We start from the raw sequence: 16,449 nt of genomic DNA, 5'->3' as shown, positions 1-16,449 counted from the left end.
AGTAAATACCGGCCCTCATACACGCGGCGCTGCTTTGAGCGGCGTCACTGCGGAAGCTTTCAGGTCATGCTAGGAAAATCCCGGCGCGATTCAAACTATTTATTTTGACAGATGAAATTAATGGAGCCATGCTCCTTGGCGCATGATGCAACTGACTGCCGCATAGACGGCGGCAGTATTATGGGAGGATACAATGCGTCTTACACTCATGGCAGCCGCCGCGCTGTCCACGTCGCTTACGTCGGTCGCGTTCGCGCAGGACGACATGACCGTCGGCGTAAGCTGGTCGAACTTCCAGGAAGAGCGGTGGAAGACCGACGAGGCCGCGATCGTCTCGGCGCTCGACGAGGCCGGTGCCGAATATGTCTCGTCCGACGCGCAGTCGTCCTCTGCAAAGCAGCTCTCGGACATCGAATCGCTCATCGCACAGGGCGTCGACGCGCTGATCATCCTGGCGCAGGACGCCCAGGCGATCCAGCCGGCGGTCACCGCCGCCGCCGACGAGGGCATCCCGGTCATCGCCTATGACCGCCTGATCGAGGACGACCGCGCCTTCTACCTGACCTTCGACAACATCGAGGTCGGCCGGATGCAGGCCCGCGCCATCCTCGAGGCGCAGCCCGAGGGCAACTACGTGATGATCAAGGGCTCGCCCACCGACCCCAACGCGGATTTCCTGCGCGGCGGCCAGCAGGAAGTGCTGCAGGAAGCGATCGACGCCGGTGACATCACCATCGTCGGCGAAGCCTACACCGACGGCTGGCTGCCCGCGAACGCGCAGCGCAACATGGAGCAGATACTGACCGCCGAGGGCAACGCGGTCGACGCCGTCGTCGCTTCGAACGACGGCACCGCCGGTGGCGCCGTCGCCGCGCTGCGGGCCCAGGGCATGCAGGGCATCCCGGTCTCGGGCCAGGACGCCGACCACGCCGCGCTGAACCGTATCGCGCAGGGCACCCAGACCGTCAGCGTCTGGAAGGACAGCCGCGACCTGGGCAAGCGGGCCGCCGAAATCGCCATCGAACTGGCCGGCGGCACCGAGATGAGCGAAGTCGAGGGCGCCGAAGAGTGGACCTCGCCGGCGGGCACGACGCTGTGGGCCGAGTTCCTCGAGCCGGTGCCGATCACGCAGGACAACCTGGACGTCATCGTCGACGCCGGCTGGATCAGCCAGGAAGCGCTGTGCCAGGGCGTCGAGAACGGCCCCGCGCCCTGCAACTGATCGCCTGATACCGCATCATCGCGGCGGCCCCGGACGACGGGGCCGCCGCAGCAGCCAGCGCCGCCGCCCGTCTCCGGCGCGTCTCCCTCCGGAGTTCCCCCAATGACCGATACAGCCTCTCAGGCGACCACATCCCCGAAGAAGCGCGGCTTCATCGAGACGCTCGAGCTCGATACGCGGCTTCTGGGCATGATCGGCGCCTTCATCCTGGTCTGCATCGCCTTCAACATCGTCACCGATGGGCGTTTCCTGACCGCACGCAACATATTCAATCTGACGATCCAGACCGTCAGCGTGGCGATCATGGCCACGGGCATGGTCTTCATCATCGTCACCCGCCACATCGATCTTTCGGTCGGCTCGCTGCTGGCCACCTGCTCGGCCACGATGGCCATGATGCAGACGGCCGTCCTTCCCGGCTGGCTCGGGCTCGAGCTGGGCAGCCCGCTGATCGCACCGATCACCATTGTCGTCGGACTGCTCGTCGGTGCGCTGATCGGGTCGTTCCACGGCTATCTGGTGGGGTACCTCGGGATCCCCGCCTTCATCGTCACGCTCGGCGGCCTGCTCGTCTGGCGCAACGTCGCCTGGTACCTCACCAACGGCCAGACCATCGGCCCGCTCGACGAGACCTATGTTGACCTGGGCGGGATCAGCGGCACGCTGGGCGAGACGGGAAGCTGGATTCTCGGACTCATCGCCGTGCTCGGCGCGCTCTACGCGATCTGGAACGGTCGGCGCGCGAAGATCGCGCACAAGTTCCCGGTCAAGCCGATCTGGGCCGAGATGCTCGTCGCCACGGTGATCATCGCCGTGATCCTGGGCTTCGTGTGGATCCTGAACTCGTACCAGATTCCCGGACCGCGGCTGGAGCGCCAGTTCGAGGCGCGCGGCGAGACGATGCCCGACGGCTATACCGCCGCCTACGGCGTGCCCTACTCGGTCCTGCTGCTGATCGGCGTCGCCGTGGTGATGACCGTCGTGGCCCGCCGCACGCGGCTGGGGCGCTACATCTTCGCCACCGGCGGCAACCCGGACGCGGCCGAGCTGTCGGGGATCAACACCCGCCTGCTGACCGTCAAGGTCTTCGCCATCATGGGTGCGCTCTGCGCGCTGGCCGGCATGGTCGCCTCGGCGCGCCTGTCCTTCCACTCCAACGACATCGGCACGCTGGACGAGCTGCGGGTTATCGCCGCGGCGGTCATCGGCGGCACGGCCCTGTCCGGCGGCATCGGCACGATCTATGGCGCCATCCTGGGCGCGCTGATCATGCAGTCGCTGCAATCGGGCATGGCGATGGTCGGCGTCGACGCGCCCCTGCAAAACATCGTGGTCGGCGCCGTGCTGGTCTTTGCCGTGCTGATCGACATCATCTACCGCAAGCGTACGGGAGCCGTCTGATGACCGTCACCGAAACCAACGCGCCGCCGCCGACGGGCACCTCGCCCGGCACCACCCCGCTGGTCGAGATGCGCGACATCTGCGTCAGCTTCGGCGGCATCCATGCCGTCGACCACGTCAGCGTCGATCTCTATCCCGGCGAGGTCGTCGGCCTGCTGGGCCATAACGGCGCGGGCAAGTCGACGCTGATCAAGGTCCTGTCCGGCGCGATCAAGGCCGATTCCGGCGAGATCCTCGTCGAGGGCGAGAAGGTCGAGATCACCAATCCGCGGGACGCCCGCGCCCACAACATCGAGACGATCTACCAGACGCTCGCTCTGGCCGACAATCTCGACGCCGCCTCGAACCTCTTTCTCGGTCGTGAGCTGACGACGCCGATGGGCTTCGTTGACGACGCGGCGATGGAGGCCGAGACGCGAAAGATCATGGGCCGACTGAACTCGAACTTCAAAAAGTTCGCCGACCCGGTGAAGGCGCTCTCCGGCGGCCAGCGGCAGTCGGTCGCCATCGCCCGCGCGGTCTATTTCAACGCCAAGATCCTGATCATGGACGAGCCCACGGCGGCTCTCGGCCCGCAGGAGACCAAGATGGTCGCCGAACTGGTGCAGGAGCTGAAGAAGCAGGGCATCGGCATCTTCCTGATCAGCCACGACATCCATGACGTGATGGATCTATGCGACCGGGTCAGCGTGATGAAGAACGGCCAGCTCGTCGGCACCGAGCGGGTCGAGGATGTCACCGACGACGACATCCTCGGCATGATCATCCTGGGCAAGCAGCCCGAGAAGGCCGCCTGAGCGCGGCGGCCGACCGTGGCCGGGCCCCTTGGGTTCCGGCGCGATCTGGACAATGGTGCGGCGGGCGGTGATCGTCCGCCGCACGACGTTTTAGGCAACAGGGATACGCGCCGCCATGCATCTCGGACTCGACCTCGGAACCTCGTCCCTCAAGGCCCTGCTGATCGACGACGACCAGCAGCTCGTCGCCGAGGCGAGCGCGCCCCTCTCCGTCTCGCGCCCCCATCCCGGCTGGTCCGAACAGGATCCCGCCGACTGGATCGCCGCAGCCGAGACGGTGCTGGACAAGCTGGCCGCCGACGGGCGCCTGTCGGGGCTCGCCTCGATCGGGCTGTCGGGGCACATGCACGGCGCCACGGTGATGGATTCGGGCGACGAGGTGCTGCGGCCCTGCATCCTGTGGAACGACACGCGCAGCCACGCCCAGGCGGCGGCGATGGATTCCGAGCCCGCCTGGCGGGCGACGACCGGCAACATCGTCTTTCCGGGTTTCACCGCGCCCAAGCTGGCCTGGATGCGCGAGCACGAGCCCGACCTGTTCGCGAAGGCGGCAAAGGTCCTGCTGCCGAAGGATTACCTGCGGCTCTGGCTGACGGGCGAGCACGCGGCCGAGATGTCGGACGCCGCCGGCACCGCCTGGCTCGACACCGGGGCGCGGGACTGGTCCGAGGAGCTGCTGTCGCGCACCGGCCTGACGCGCGACCACATGCCCCGCCTGGTCGAGGGCAGCGAGGTCTCGGGCCGTCTGCGGGCAAAGCTGGCCGAGCGCTGGGGCGCACCCGGCGGCGTCGTCGTGGCGGGCGGCGGCGGAGACAACGCCGCCTCTGCCATCGGCGCGGGCGTGGTGGCGGACGGCACGGCGTTCCTGTCGCTCGGGACATCGGGTGTCCTTCTGGTGGCGAACGATGGCTACCGCCCGGCGCCCGACACCGCCGTGCACACCTTCTGCCACTCCCTGCCCGGCACCTGGCACCAGATGGGCGTGATCCTGGCGGCCTCGGACGCGCTGGAATGGCTGGGCAAGCTGACCGGCGACGCCCCGGCCACGCTGACCGGCGACCTGGGCGACCTGCAGGCCCCCGGCCGCACGCTGTTCCTGCCCTATCTCGGCGGCGAGCGGACACCGCACAACGACGCCTCGGTGCGGGGCGCGTTCCTGGGACTGGAGCACGCGACCGACCGCCCCGCGGCGACCCGGGCGGTGATGGAGGGCGTGGCCTTCGCCTTCCGCGACAGCCGCGACGCGCTCGCGGCAACCGGCACGAAGCTGGAACGCGCCCTCGCGCTCGGCGGCGGCGCGCGGTCGCAATACTGGCTGTCCTGCCTGGCGACGGCGCTGCAAATCCCGTTGGATGTCCCGCAGTCGGGCGATTTCGGCGCGGCCTTCGGCGCGGCGCGGCTTGGGCTGATGGCGGCCACGGGCGCCGGGCCCGAGATCGCGGCCACGCCGCCCATCGCCCGGACCGTCGAGCCGGACCCGTCGCTGGCCGGGGCGTTCGACGAGGGGCACGCGCGCTACCGCGAGGCCTATGGAGCGGTGCGCGGATTCTGAGAGACCGGTCGAGCGGCGCGCCAGCGGCGCACATCATCTTACAGGGGGCTCTGCCCCCGTCGCCTGGCGGCGACTCCCCCGGGATATTTGGGGACAGAAGAAGGGGATCAGGGGCGCGGGACGACGTCGACGGCCTGGGTGCCCTTCTGGCGGCCGGACAGGCGCAGGATGCCGCGGACCGGGGCGACGTCGCCGTAATCCCGGCCGTAGCCGACGACGATGTGGTCGGTGCCGGCGAGGCAGTCGTTCGTCGGGTCGAACTCGATCCAGCCGGTCTCGATCCCGGTCCAGGCGCGGATCCACGCATGCATGGCATCAGCGCCCTCGAGGCGCTCCTGTCCCGGCGGCGGCAGCGTGCGCAGGAAGCCCGACACGTAGGCGGCGGGCACGCCCAGGCCGCGCAGCGCCGCGATCATCACGTGGGCGAAATCCTGGCAGACGCCATGGCGGGCCTCGAACGCCTCGATCGGCAGGGTCTCGACCGTGGTGGCCGACGGGTCGAAGCTCATGTCGCGGTGCAGCGCGGCGCCAAGGGCGCGCACCGTCTCGAGCGTGGTCGACGCGCCTGCCGTGACCTCGCGGGCATAGCGGGTGATCGCGGGGAGCGGCGCGACGCGGTCGGAGGCGGCGAGGAAGTGGTGCGGCGCGTCCGCGGCGAGGCTCGGCCTCTCGTCCAGCTCGGCCGCGAGGCGGGGGAGCGGCGGCGAGAGGTCCAGCGTCACCGGCTGCGCCAGCCGCTCGACCGTGGCCCGGAGCGAGAAGGTCAGCGCGTCGAGCCCCGCGAGATAGGCACATTCGGTCACGGCGTTGCCGAAGAAGTCGGTCCGGTCGAGGCGTTCGTCGGGCGGCGGATCGGCGCGGACCTCTCCCGCGATCAGCCGCTGGGTGCCGGGGATCGACAGCGGTTCGAGCCGCACCACGTGGCGGCCCGCGCCGGCGGCGGGGATGTAGCTTGTCGTGATCCGCGCGGTGATGTCGTAGATCATCGCCCTCCCCCTCAGCGCAGGTAATCCCGCCCCAGCAGTTCCGACAGGCCCGCGATCTCGCGGCGCAGGTCGGTCAGGACCGGGGTGTCGATGTCGGCCGGCATCCGCACCGCCAGCCCGGTATGGGCGCGGAGCACCGCCCGGCTCAGGTCCGACATCTGGCCCTCGACCTCGGCCCCCGGAAGGCAGCCGACCTGTTCGCGGATGCGGCCGAGCTGGTGGAGGATCGCGCGCGGGTTCAGCGTGTCGAGCGCGAGCAGGTCGACGACCGTGGCGCGGTTCGTCTCGACCGCGTAGCGGCGGCGGTGCGACATCACGCTGTCGGCCGCCTCGACCGCGACGTCGAGCGACCCCGCCGGCGCACCGGGATCGGCGAAGTCCGCCAGCACCGCCGCCATCCGGTCGGCCCGCTCCAGCGCCCGGCCGATGGTGAGGAACCGCCAGCCGGTGAAGCGGAACATGTTGTCCTGCACGAGGCCGGTGAAGCCGGCGATCTGGCGCAGCAGCTCGCCCAGGGTGCGCGCGGTCTCGTCCCCCGGCGCCAAGCGGTCGGTGCTGTCGCGGGCCGCGCGGGCCAGCCCGGTCAGCGCGGTCCAGCCGTCGACGGAAAAGCGGTCGCGCACCTTTCCGGCGCTGGCCTGCGCTGCGTCCAGGGTGGCGCAGACGCCCGCCGGGATCGGTTCCGTGCGCGGGTCGAGGCCGTATTGCGCCAGGTACCCCGCGATCCGGTCGAGGATCGGCGCGGGACGCTCGCCGCTTTCGGCGAGGCGCAGGTGGTAGCAGCGCAGCATGCGGATCGCGCTTTCGGCGCGGTCGACGTAGCGGCCGAGCCAGTAGAGGTTATCGGCCGCCCGCGACGGAAGCACGCCGCGCCGCGCGCGGGTAAAGGTGGCGGGGCCGGCGATCATGCTTTCGGGGGAGACGGATTCGTCCGCGCGGACCCAGACGTCGGCCACCGAGCCTCCGGCCTGCATGCCGATCGCCGTGGGGTCGTCGCCCAGGCCGATCCGGGCATAGCCGCCGGGCATCATCCGCCAGCCTTCGGCCCCTCGCGCAAGGAACACCCGCAGCGTCATCGGGCGGGGACGCAGGCGTCCGTCAACAAAGGCGGGCGTGGTCGACAGGGTAACCGCCTCCTGCCCGACCACGTGGGCGCCCTCGCGGTCGAGCCAGTCGTCCACGGCCTGCCGCGCGCTGTCCCGGGCCCAGGCGCCGAGGGCCGTCGTCTCCTCGTCCTCGAAGGGCAGGCGCTGGGACATCGCCGGGCCGATCATCACGCGGTGGGCGTTGGCCTTGGTGTAGTCGCGCTCGGCCGTCTGGCCGCACCACCAGGTCGCGATGTTGGGCATCTTCAGCGGCTCGCCCAGGAGCGCGCGGCAGATGCGCGGCAGGAAGGCGAGAAAGGCGCGGGTCTCGAGTACGCCGGAGCCGAGCGCGTTGACCATCGTCAGGTTGCCCGACCGGATCGCCCCGACCATGCCGGGCGTGCCGATCGCCGATGCCTGGTCAAGCTCCAGCGGGTCCGCGAAGCGGGAATCGAGGCGCCGCCAGAGCACGTCGACCGGCTGCGGACCGGCCACCGTGCGCACCATCACCCGGCCGTCGCGGACGATCAGGTCCTCGCCCTCGAGCAGCATGAAGCCGAGGTAGCGGGCGATGTAGGCGTGTTCGAAATAGGTGTCGTTCAGCGGGCCGGGCGACAGGATGCCGATCCGTTCGGCCTCGGCGCCCTTGAGGTCGTTCAGGCCATCGCGGAACCGCCGGAAGAAGCCCGCGAGCCGGTGGATATCGCCGCGCGCGTAGAAGTCGGGAAAGACGCGCGAGGTCGCCAGCCGGTTCTCGACCGCGAAGCCGGCGCCCGACGGGGCCTGTGTCCGGTCACCCAGCACGAACCAGGTGCCGTCGGGGCTGCGGCCCAGCTCAAACGCCAGGAAATGCAGGAAGTGGCCGCCGCGTGGCGTCAGGCCGACGAGGGGCCGGAGCCATTCGGGATTCTGAGCCACGAGACGGGCGGGTAGCTGTCCGTTCCGCACGAGGCTGCCCGCGCCGTAGAGGTCGGCCATCACCCGTTCCAGAAGCTCGGCGCGCTGGACGAGCCCCTCTTCGATCGCCCCGTGATCCTGTCGGCCCAGTATCATCGGGATGTGCGAGAGCGGCCAGGCGCGCTCGGTCGCGTCCGGGTCGCCGTACTGCCGGAAGAAAACGCCCGCGTCGCGGAGATACTGGTCGCCCAGCGCGAAGCGTCGGGACAGCTCGTCGCGGTCGAGCCGGCTGAGATGGGCGTGGAACGCGGCCCAGGCGGGGCGGATGCTGCCGTCGGCCGTCATCAGCTCGTCCGGCACGCCAGGCTGGGGCGCGTAGCCGCCGGACCAGTCCTGTTCGCCGTCCCCCGTCATCTCACACCCCTGGAGGCCGCCGCAGATCGAGGGTCATGGGCGCCTCGGGATGCGGGGTCTCGGCCGGAGGATCGTAGCGGCCGGGCCGGTGGCCGTGGGCCTCGAACCGTGCCAGCCGGCGGGCCTCGGCCTCGTTGCCGTTGACCGGGAAAGTCTCGTAGTTGCGGCCTCCCGGATGGGCGACGTGATAGGTGCAGCCGCCGACGGCCCGGCCTGTCCAGCGGTCATAGATGTCGAAGGTCAGCGGCGCATCGACGGGCAGTGTCGGATGCAGGGCCAGCGCGGGCTGCCACGCCTTGAACCGCACGCCCCCGACCGCCGACCCCGCCTCGAGCCCCGGCCGGAGGGGCACGATGCGGCCGTTGCACGTGACCGTGTAGCGGTCGGGATCGGCGCCGCTCAGCTTGACCTGCAGGCGTTCGACCGAGCTGTCGGTGTAGCGCACGGTGCCGCCGATCGCGCCGGTCTCGCCCAGCACGTGCCACGGCTCGAGCGCCTGGCGGAGTTCCAGCGTCGCGCCCTCGTAGGTGACCTCGCCGCAGAACGGAAAGCGGAACTCGGCCAGCGCCCGGAACCAGTCCTCGGACATCTCGAAACCATGGTCGCGCAGGTCGGCGAGGACCTCTCGGAAGTCGGCCCAGATGTGTTCGGGTAGCATGAACCGGTCGTGCAGCGAGGTTCCCCAGCGCACCGGCGCGCCCTTGAGCGGACTCTGCCAGAAGCGGGCGATCAGCGCGCGCATCAGAAGCTGCTGGGCCAGGCTCATACGGGCGTTGGGCGGCATCTCGAAGCCGCGGAATTCCACCAGTCCCAGCCGGCCCGTCGGACCGTCGGGAGAATAGAGCTTGTCGATGCAGATCTCGGCCCGGTGGGTGTTGCCGGTGACGTCGATCAGAATGTTCCGCAGCAGCCGGTCCACGAGCCAGGGCTGCGGCGGCGGTCCATCGCCCGGGTCGGGGATCTGCGCCAAAGCGATTTCCAGCTCGTAAAGGCTGTCGTGCCGCGCCTCGTCGATCCGCGGCGCCTGCGATGTCGGGCCGATGAAGAGCCCGGCGAAGAGGTAGGAGAGAGAGGGATGCCGGTTCCAGTGCAGGATCAGCGACCGCAGCATGTCAGGCCGGCGCAGGAACGGGCTGTCGTTCGGGGTGGCCCCGCCAACGACGACGTGGTTGCCGCCCCCGGTGCCGGTGTGGCGCCCGTCGATCATGAACTTGTCGGCGCCAAGGCGGGATTGCCGCGCCTCCTCGTAGATCGCCTCGGTCGTGGCGACGCAGTCCTGCCAGGTGTCGGCGGGGTGGATGTTGACCTCGATCACGCCGGGATCGGGCGCGACACGGATCACGTTCATCCGCGGATCGTGCGGGGGCGCGTAGCCCTCGATATGCACCGGCAGCTTCATGGCCGCGGCGGTGTCCTCGGCCGCGGCGACAAGGTCGAGATACCCCTCCAGGCTTTCGCAGGGCGGCATGAACACGCAGAGACGGCCGTCGCGCGGTTCGACCGACAGCGCGGTGCGCACCGGCTCGCCCTCCGGCGCGATCTCCTGCCGGATGACGTCCTGCACCGGCGCCGCGGCGGTGACGTGGCTGGTCCGTTGGGCGGGACCGGTCGTGCCGTTGCCGTGCCGGGAGGCGTGGTCGGGCAAGGGACCGCGCGGGACGGTCGGGTCGACGATATACGTATAGGGATAGTTGGCCGGTGGCACGTAGGGCAGCGCGTTCAGCGGGATGCGATACCCGACGGGACTGTCGCCGGGCACGAGAAAGACATGGCCCCGGCGCAGCGTCCACCGCTCGGTCCGCCAGCGCCGGCCCGAGGCGCGCGCTTGCTGTTCCTGGATCGGCAGGACATAGCCGCTGGGCGTCGTCAGGCCGCGGTTGAAGACGGTCGCGATCCTGTGCCGTTCCTCGGGGTCTTTCAGGCGCGCGTTCTCGGGCGTGACGTTTTCGGGCAGGTTCTGTTCCCTGACCAGCCACTCGGCGGGATCCTCGTAGGCCGGCAGCGTCATGGCGGGATCGACGCCCAGCCGCTCGGCCATCCCTTCCAGGAAGGCCCGGGCGGTTTCGGGCGCGGCGCCGGTCTGCGCGGTCTCACCGGCGATCAGCACCGGGTCGCGCCAGATCGGTCTGCCGTCCTTTCGCCAATACAGCGAGAAGGTCCAGCGCGGCAGGGTTTCGCCCGGATACCACTTGCCCTGGCCGTAATGCAGGAAGCCGCCGGGTGCGAAACGCTGGCGCAGACGGCGGATCAGGTCGTCGGCCAGCGCGCGCTTCGTGGGGCCGACGGCCTCGGTGTTCCATTCCGGCGCCTCGAAATCGTCGATCGAGACGAAGGTCGGCTCGCCGCCCATCGTCAGGCGCACGTCCCCCTCGGCCAGCGCGGCGTCGACCCTTTGCCCCAGGGCATTCAGCGCGTCCCAGCTTTCGTCCGAGAACGGCTTGGTTATGCGCGGATGCTCGGCCGTGCGGATCACCGTCATGTCGAAGTTGAACTCGACCTCGGGCTGGCCCGCTGCGGTGAAACCGCCGGCGATCGGGGCCGCGGTGCGATAGTGCGGCGTCGCCGCCAGCGGGATGTGGCTTTCGCCCGCCAGCAGGCCCGATGTCGGATCGAGACCGATCCAGCCCGCACCCGGCAGATAGACCTCGACCCAGGCGTGCAGATCGGTGAAGTCGTGCTCGGTGCCCGAAGGGCCATCCAGCGCCTTCAGGTCGGGCTTGAGCTGGATCAGATAGCCCGAGACAAAGCGCGCCGCGAGGCCGAGGTTGCGCAGCACCTGCACCAGCAACCACGAGCTGTCGCGGCACGAGCCTGTGCTCCGCTCGAAGGTCTGCTCGGGCGTCTGCACCCCCGGCTCCATGCGGATGACATAACCGACCGTTTCGGCGATCCGGCTGTTGAGGCCGACGACGAAATCGACGGTGCGTTGCTCGTCTCGCGGAATCGTGTCGAGGAAGGCCCGCAGATGCGGACCCACCGGCTCGGTCCGCAGATAGACGGCCAGGTCGTCCCGGATGTCAGACGGATACTCGAACGGCCACGCCTCGGCGCTTTCCTCGACGAAGAAGTCGAACGGGTTGTAGACGGACATGTCGGCGGTCAGGTCGACCTCGATCTTCAGTTCGCGCACCGGCTCGGGGAAAACGAACCGCGCCAGCCAGTTGCCGTAGACATCCTGCTGATGGTTCACGAAGTGCGTGCGCGGCGTCACCTGAAGGGAATGGGAGATCACGCGCGTCCGGCTGTGCGGCGCGGGCCGCAGGCGAATGATCTGGGGGGCCAGCGTGACGAGACGGTCGTAGCGATACTGCGTCAGGTGGTGGATCGAGGCGGTGATCGACATGGGCATCCTTCGGGCGGCGGGCTCGCGGGATCGTTCCACAGCCCGCCGGTCCTTAGAAGAACGTATGCACTCGCCGGGGGCGAAATCCCCGCGAGTGCAGCAAAATTACGCGAAGCGAAGAGCTTCGGTCAGCCGTCGTCCTGATCGACGTGGATCGCGAATTGCTCCAGCCCCGCCGCCTCGGCCGCGATGACGCGATAGCTTTCGCGCACGCCGGTGTCGGTCAGCTCGCGAGCGACTGTCAGCAGGGTGTTCTGATCGTGCTCGTCGCAAAGTTCGGACATCTGCGCAATCTCGTCCCGCGCGACGGGCAGCGCGGCATCGATCGAGGGCGCGCCGTAGAAATGCACGAAGTGGTTCGCGAGGGACCTTGCCAAGGTCTCGACCTCGGCGGGCTCGACCTTGGTGACGGCGACAAAGGTGACGCGGCCGAAGGTCTCGAGCCCCAGCCAACCGTTCGAGAAGGCCTGCCGGGCCTTTCCGCTCAGGTCGCCCTCGGTCCAGTTCGAGAATTCGAACCCGCCCGAGACGCACCATTCGCCGGTCCGCGCCGGCGAATGGAACACGTTGCGGTCGCTCTCGTCGAAATGGATCGCGCGGGCGAGGTTCATCGCTCAGACCTCCTTGAGCAGCCGTGTCAGAGGGATCAGCCGGGTTTCCTCGTCCGACTTGATGAGCAGGCCGAGCCCCTCGTCGACGCCGACGAACGTGCCCTCGTCGCCCTCGACCGTGATCGGGCCACCCTGCCCGTGCACCAGCTGCGACCACTCGGCGTGGACAGGCTTCACGCCCTCTTCCAGCCAGGTGTTGATCCACGTGAGCGTGTGGCGCACCCAAGCCTCGAGCAGCCGCGGCGGATCGATGTCGCCGCAGCCCTCGTCGTAGAGCGAGGTGCGGTCCGGCTCGGCGCCGGGATCGTCGCTCCGCGGCATCAGGTCGAGTTCCAGCCCCACGACCAGCCAGTCCGGCTCGGCCTCGGGATCGGACCTGTCCGCCGTCATCTGGAGCCGCCCGGCCAGTGCGCCGTTGATCCGCACGCCGCCGTCCCAGTCGAGATGCACGGCCACGTTCGGCGGTGACAGCGCGCCGAAGGCATTCTGGAATCCTACGCCGCACACGGGCAGCGCAGTGACCGCCTGTTTCAGCGGCAGCGCGGGAACGAAGGCGATCGCGGCGCGCAGCGTGTCGGCCTGGATGTCGTGGCAGACCAGGCCAGGCTCGGATCCGCCGCGGGCGGCCTCGACCGCCGCGTGGAACGGATCGCGCGTGGCATGCGGGCGGAACAGCGGGGGGAAGCTCAGATCGTCCATCACGCCTGCCCCGCCGCCACCAGGTCGCGCGCCACGGTGCGGAACGCCTGGGCCTGCGCGCTTTCGGGCTGCGTCATCACGATCGGCGCCCCGCCGTCCGAGGCCAGCCGGATCTGCAGATCCAGCGGCACCTCCGCCAGCAGCGGCACGCCCAGCTTCTCGGCCTCGGTCGCGACGCCGCCGTGGCCGAAGACGTGCTCTTCGTGGCCGCAGTTCGAGCAGATATGCGTGCTCATGTTCTCGATCATGCCGAGGATCGGCACGTTCAGCTGCTGGAACATGTCGATGCCCTTGCGGGCGTCCAGCAGCGCCACGTCCTGCGGCGTCGACACGATGATCGCGCCCGAGACGTCGGCCTTCTGCGCCAGCGTCATCGCCACGTCGCCTGTGCCCGGCGGCAGGTCGACGAGCAGCACGTCGAGCGCGCCCCACTGCACCTGGTTCAGCATCTGCTGCAGGGCGCCCATCAGCATCGGCCCGCGCCAGACGACGGCCTGACCTTCATTCGTCATCAGCCCGATCGACATCATCGTGACGCCGTGGTTCCGCATCGGCAGGATGGTCTTGCCGTCCGGGCTGGCCGGCCGCCCAGAGACACCCAGCATCCGCGGCTGCGACGGCCCGTAGACATCCGCATCCAGCAGACCGACGCGGCGCCCCTCGGCCGCCAGTGCACAGGCGAGGTTGGCCGACACCGTGGACTTGCCCACGCCGCCCTTGCCGCTGGCGATCGCGATGATCCGGTCGATACCGGGGATCTTCTGCGGCCCCTCCGGCTCGGCCTTGCGCTGAGGCTTCAGGTCCGGCGGCGCTTCCTTGCTGTGGGCCGTCATCACCGCCGAGACGGTGGTCACGCCGCGCAGCCCCTTGAGCTTGGCCTCGGCCTCAGCGCGCACGGGCTCGTAGTCTTCGGCCCTGGCGGGATCGACCTCGAGCACGAAGCGCACCGCTCCGCCTTCGACGTTGAGCGCCCGGACCAGTCCGGCGGCGACGATGTCGCTGCCGCCGACCGGATCGGTCACCTTCTTGAGAAGATCGAGAACTTCGTCACGGGTCACCGACACGTCAGGCCTGCCCCTTGATCTCGCCCTCGACCTCGTGGGTCAGGTCCAGATCCTCGCAGGTCAGAACGACCTTCACCGGAAAGCTCTTGCCCGCGGTGTCCTTGCCGCGCATCGCCTCCTCGATGGCCTGCTGCGAGGTCACGCCGACCTGCTTGAGGAACTTGCGCATCGACATGTTGAAGTCTTCGTCCATCCTCGGTCTCCCCGATATCTCTTGGCCGGTCATGCCGGATCACAGCCTGTGTGCACCCACGCGGCGGGCGCCGACAAGCGGATAACGCGCCGGGCCGCCCCTTGGTGCCAGGGCCCGCCGGTCAGTGATCCTTGCGGCCGGAATAATAGTCGTCGGTGGTCCGCGGCTTGGGCCGGTCCCCGGCGGCGAACGGGTTGTTCTGCGAGTGGTACTGCGCGTTCACGCGGCAATCGTCGCACATCTGGATCATCCGCGCCGCCTGCGGATTGGCGAACATCGCGTGCTTGCCGGCGAGCTTCTCGGTGATCTTCTCCACCGTCGACTTCACCCCGAAGAGCGCGCCGCACTCGATGCAGGCGAATGGCTCTTCCTCGTGCAGCACGCGCTGCGACAGGGCGTCGTCGCTCAGGTCGAAGCGCGTTTCGAGCGCGATCGCATCCTCGGGGCAGACATTGGCGCAGATGCCGCATTGCAGGCAGGCCTCCTCCTGGAACAGCAGCTGCGGCTTGTCGGGATTGTCGCCCAGCGCGCCCGAGGGGCACAGGCCGACGCAGCTGAGGCAGAGGGTGCAGGCGTCGGTATCGACCAGCACCGCGCCATAGGGGGCGCCATCGGGCAGCGGCAGGGGCTGATCGACCTCTCCGACGACGCTCTTGGCGGCGGTGCGCGCCACCTGGCGGCGCGAGCCCATCGGCAGGATCGGCGTTCCGATCGGAGCATCCGCCCCGGCACCGTAAAGCTGGTCGGACAGCGCGTCGGGCTCGGCCGGCTCCAGCAGGCGGACCGACGCCTCGCCGGCCACGGCGCGCGTCAGACCGGTCTCGCGCTCGGGCGCCTCGCGCTCGGTCGTCGGCGACAGGAGAAGGTCGATCCGGGCGAAGCCGCAGGCCAGCGCGGCCAGCATCTCGGCATGGCCGAAGCCCGCCAGCGCCGTCACCTCCAAGGGTATCACATCCGCCGGCAGACCGCGCCCGAACCGCGCCGCCAGGCCGATCATCTCGCGCCCGAAGGTCTGGTCGTGCACCAGAAGCCGCGGCGCCGCGCCGCCGGCCTTGCGATACGTGCGGCCCAGCGTCTCGAGCCGGCGGAACAGGTGATCGGCCGGCGGATCGTCATAGCTGATCGCCCCGGACGGGCACAGCGCGGCGCAGGCGCCGCAGCCGGCGCAGATCATCGGATCGACCGCGACGTGATCGCCGTCCGGCGTGATCGCCCCGGTCGGGCACGCGTCGAGGCAGCGGGTGCAACCCGTCTGCTGCGCGCGGGAATGGGCGCAGAGCGACTCCGTGAGGCGGACATAGAGCGGCTTCTCGAACGTGCCGATCAGCTGCCCGGCCGCCAGGATCGCCGCCGTCATGCCGCTGGGGTCCCGCGGGTCGGCACGGACGTAGCCCTCGCGCTTGTCGGGGGCCGTGACCCTGGAGATGTCACCGGTCAGGTCCATCAGCACGTCGCACTGCGAGTTCGCCCCGTCGCGCGGCGCGGTGAAGTCGAACGCACCGCGGCCGCCGGGGATCAGCTCCTGGAACGCGTCGATCCGGACCGAGAAATCCCCCAGCGCGCCGGTCACGCGCGACAACCTGCCGCGCACCACGTCGAACCGCCGGTCGAGCGGGACCTCGCCGTCGTCGGTGATCAGGACGGTCACCGAGAGGATGTCGGCAAGCTGCCCGGCCGCCTGCACCGCCGCCTCGGCCGGGCCGGCGATCAGGCACAGGCCCTCGGACGTGACGTCGACGCTTCGGGTCGAGGGCACCGCCAGATCGGCCTCGGCGGCGAGCGCCGCCTGTTTCGGCCCGGCGTCTGCCCCCTCGTCGGACCAGCCGGCCCGGTCGCGAATGTCGACAAATGCGGGGGCCTCGCGGCCCAGTTCCTCGGCCAGCGCCTCGAACGTCGCGCGTTCCTGCTGGCAGGCGATCACCGCCTCGCCGCTTTCGATCGCGGCCTCGGCCTTGTCGAGGTCGCGGGTGCAAAGGGCGGTGTGCAGCCTGGAGCAGCTGAGTCCGGTGGCGGCTTCGATCGCCGCCGTGTCCACGTTCTGCGAGTGCTCGCAATCGCAGACATAAAGGGTTTTGGGCATTGATCCCTCTCGATCACGGAGCCGGTGCGGCGGGGGACGCGCAAGGAAGTCACACTTCCCGTGGAACGTAAAGCCGCACCGCGCGGAACGGTGGAACGTGACACG

Annotated in this window: 12 protein-coding genes; 4 read left to right on the top strand and 8 right to left on the bottom strand. The window is 69.7% G+C overall.

The window, feature by feature from the left end; all coding sequences use genetic code 11:
- Positions 1-193: 193 nt before the first annotated feature.
- The 4 genes from xylF to xylB all read left to right on the top strand — a co-directional run bounded on the left by xylF (position 194) and on the right by xylB (position 4,972).
- Positions 194-1,222: a D-xylose ABC transporter substrate-binding protein gene (gene xylF, locus BMZ25_RS15730; RefSeq protein ID WP_092695317.1), complete on the top strand. Its 1,029-nt coding sequence runs from the start codon at positions 194-196 to the stop codon at positions 1,220-1,222.
- A 102-nt stretch (positions 1,223-1,324) separates the two neighbouring features.
- Positions 1,325-2,623: a sugar ABC transporter permease gene (locus BMZ25_RS15725; protein WP_092695315.1), complete on the top strand. Its 1,299-nt coding sequence runs from the start codon at positions 1,325-1,327 to the stop codon at positions 2,621-2,623.
- On the top strand, positions 2,623-3,420 hold the full coding sequence (locus BMZ25_RS15720; protein ID WP_218142553.1) for an ATP-binding cassette domain-containing protein: 798 nt from the start codon (positions 2,623-2,625) through the stop codon (positions 3,418-3,420). The genes BMZ25_RS15725 and BMZ25_RS15720 overlap by 1 nt, the downstream gene beginning before the upstream one ends.
- Before the next feature lie 115 nt (positions 3,421-3,535).
- Positions 3,536-4,972 (top strand): xylulokinase, encoded by a 1,437-nt coding sequence (xylB, locus tag BMZ25_RS15715; RefSeq protein ID WP_092695313.1) that lies wholly within the window; start codon positions 3,536-3,538, stop codon positions 4,970-4,972.
- A 107-nt stretch (positions 4,973-5,079) separates the two neighbouring features.
- Here the strand turns inward: xylB and BMZ25_RS15710 are convergent, their stop codons facing one another.
- The 8 genes from BMZ25_RS15710 to BMZ25_RS15680 all read right to left on the bottom strand — a co-directional run bounded on the left by BMZ25_RS15710 (position 5,080) and on the right by BMZ25_RS15680 (position 16,344).
- Complete coding sequence (locus tag BMZ25_RS15710) at positions 5,080-5,958, bottom strand: transglutaminase family protein (protein ID WP_092695311.1); 879 nt, start codon at positions 5,956-5,958, stop codon at positions 5,080-5,082.
- Between the two features lie 11 nt (positions 5,959-5,969).
- Positions 5,970-8,354: a circularly permuted type 2 ATP-grasp protein gene (locus tag BMZ25_RS15705; protein ID WP_092695309.1), complete on the bottom strand. Its 2,385-nt coding sequence runs from the start codon at positions 8,352-8,354 to the stop codon at positions 5,970-5,972.
- A gap of 1 nt (position 8,355) precedes the next feature.
- Positions 8,356-11,697, bottom strand: a complete 3,342-nt coding sequence (locus BMZ25_RS15700; RefSeq protein ID WP_092695307.1) for a transglutaminase family protein — start codon at positions 11,695-11,697, stop codon at positions 8,356-8,358.
- 128 nt (positions 11,698-11,825) lie between these two features.
- Positions 11,826-12,308, bottom strand: coding sequence for a DUF6505 family protein (locus tag BMZ25_RS20930; RefSeq protein WP_177190488.1), 483 nt, complete (start codon positions 12,306-12,308; stop codon positions 11,826-11,828).
- Between the two features lie 3 nt (positions 12,309-12,311).
- Positions 12,312-13,007, bottom strand: a complete 696-nt coding sequence (locus BMZ25_RS20925) for a biotin/lipoate--protein ligase family protein (RefSeq protein ID WP_177190487.1) — start codon at positions 13,005-13,007, stop codon at positions 12,312-12,314.
- Positions 13,007-14,071, bottom strand: coding sequence for an Mrp/NBP35 family ATP-binding protein (locus tag BMZ25_RS15690; RefSeq protein WP_092695305.1), 1,065 nt, complete (start codon positions 14,069-14,071; stop codon positions 13,007-13,009). The genes BMZ25_RS20925 and BMZ25_RS15690 overlap by 1 nt, the downstream gene beginning before the upstream one ends.
- Before the next feature lies 1 nt (position 14,072).
- Positions 14,073-14,264: a DUF6494 family protein gene (locus BMZ25_RS15685; protein ID WP_092695303.1), complete on the bottom strand. Its 192-nt coding sequence runs from the start codon at positions 14,262-14,264 to the stop codon at positions 14,073-14,075.
- Positions 14,265-14,385: 121 nt separating this feature from the next.
- Entirely contained in the window at positions 14,386-16,344 is a 1,959-nt protein-coding gene (locus BMZ25_RS15680; RefSeq protein ID WP_092695301.1) for a 4Fe-4S binding protein, read from the bottom strand.
- Positions 16,345-16,449: the final 105 nt, after the last annotated feature.

It is taken from the genome of Tranquillimonas rosea (genome assembly GCF_900111315.1).
Taxonomy (GTDB): Bacteria; Pseudomonadota; Alphaproteobacteria; order Rhodobacterales; family Rhodobacteraceae; genus Tranquillimonas; species Tranquillimonas rosea.
Note: the sequence above shows the minus strand (reverse complement) of the source record. Positions and strands in the feature narration are given on the sequence as shown.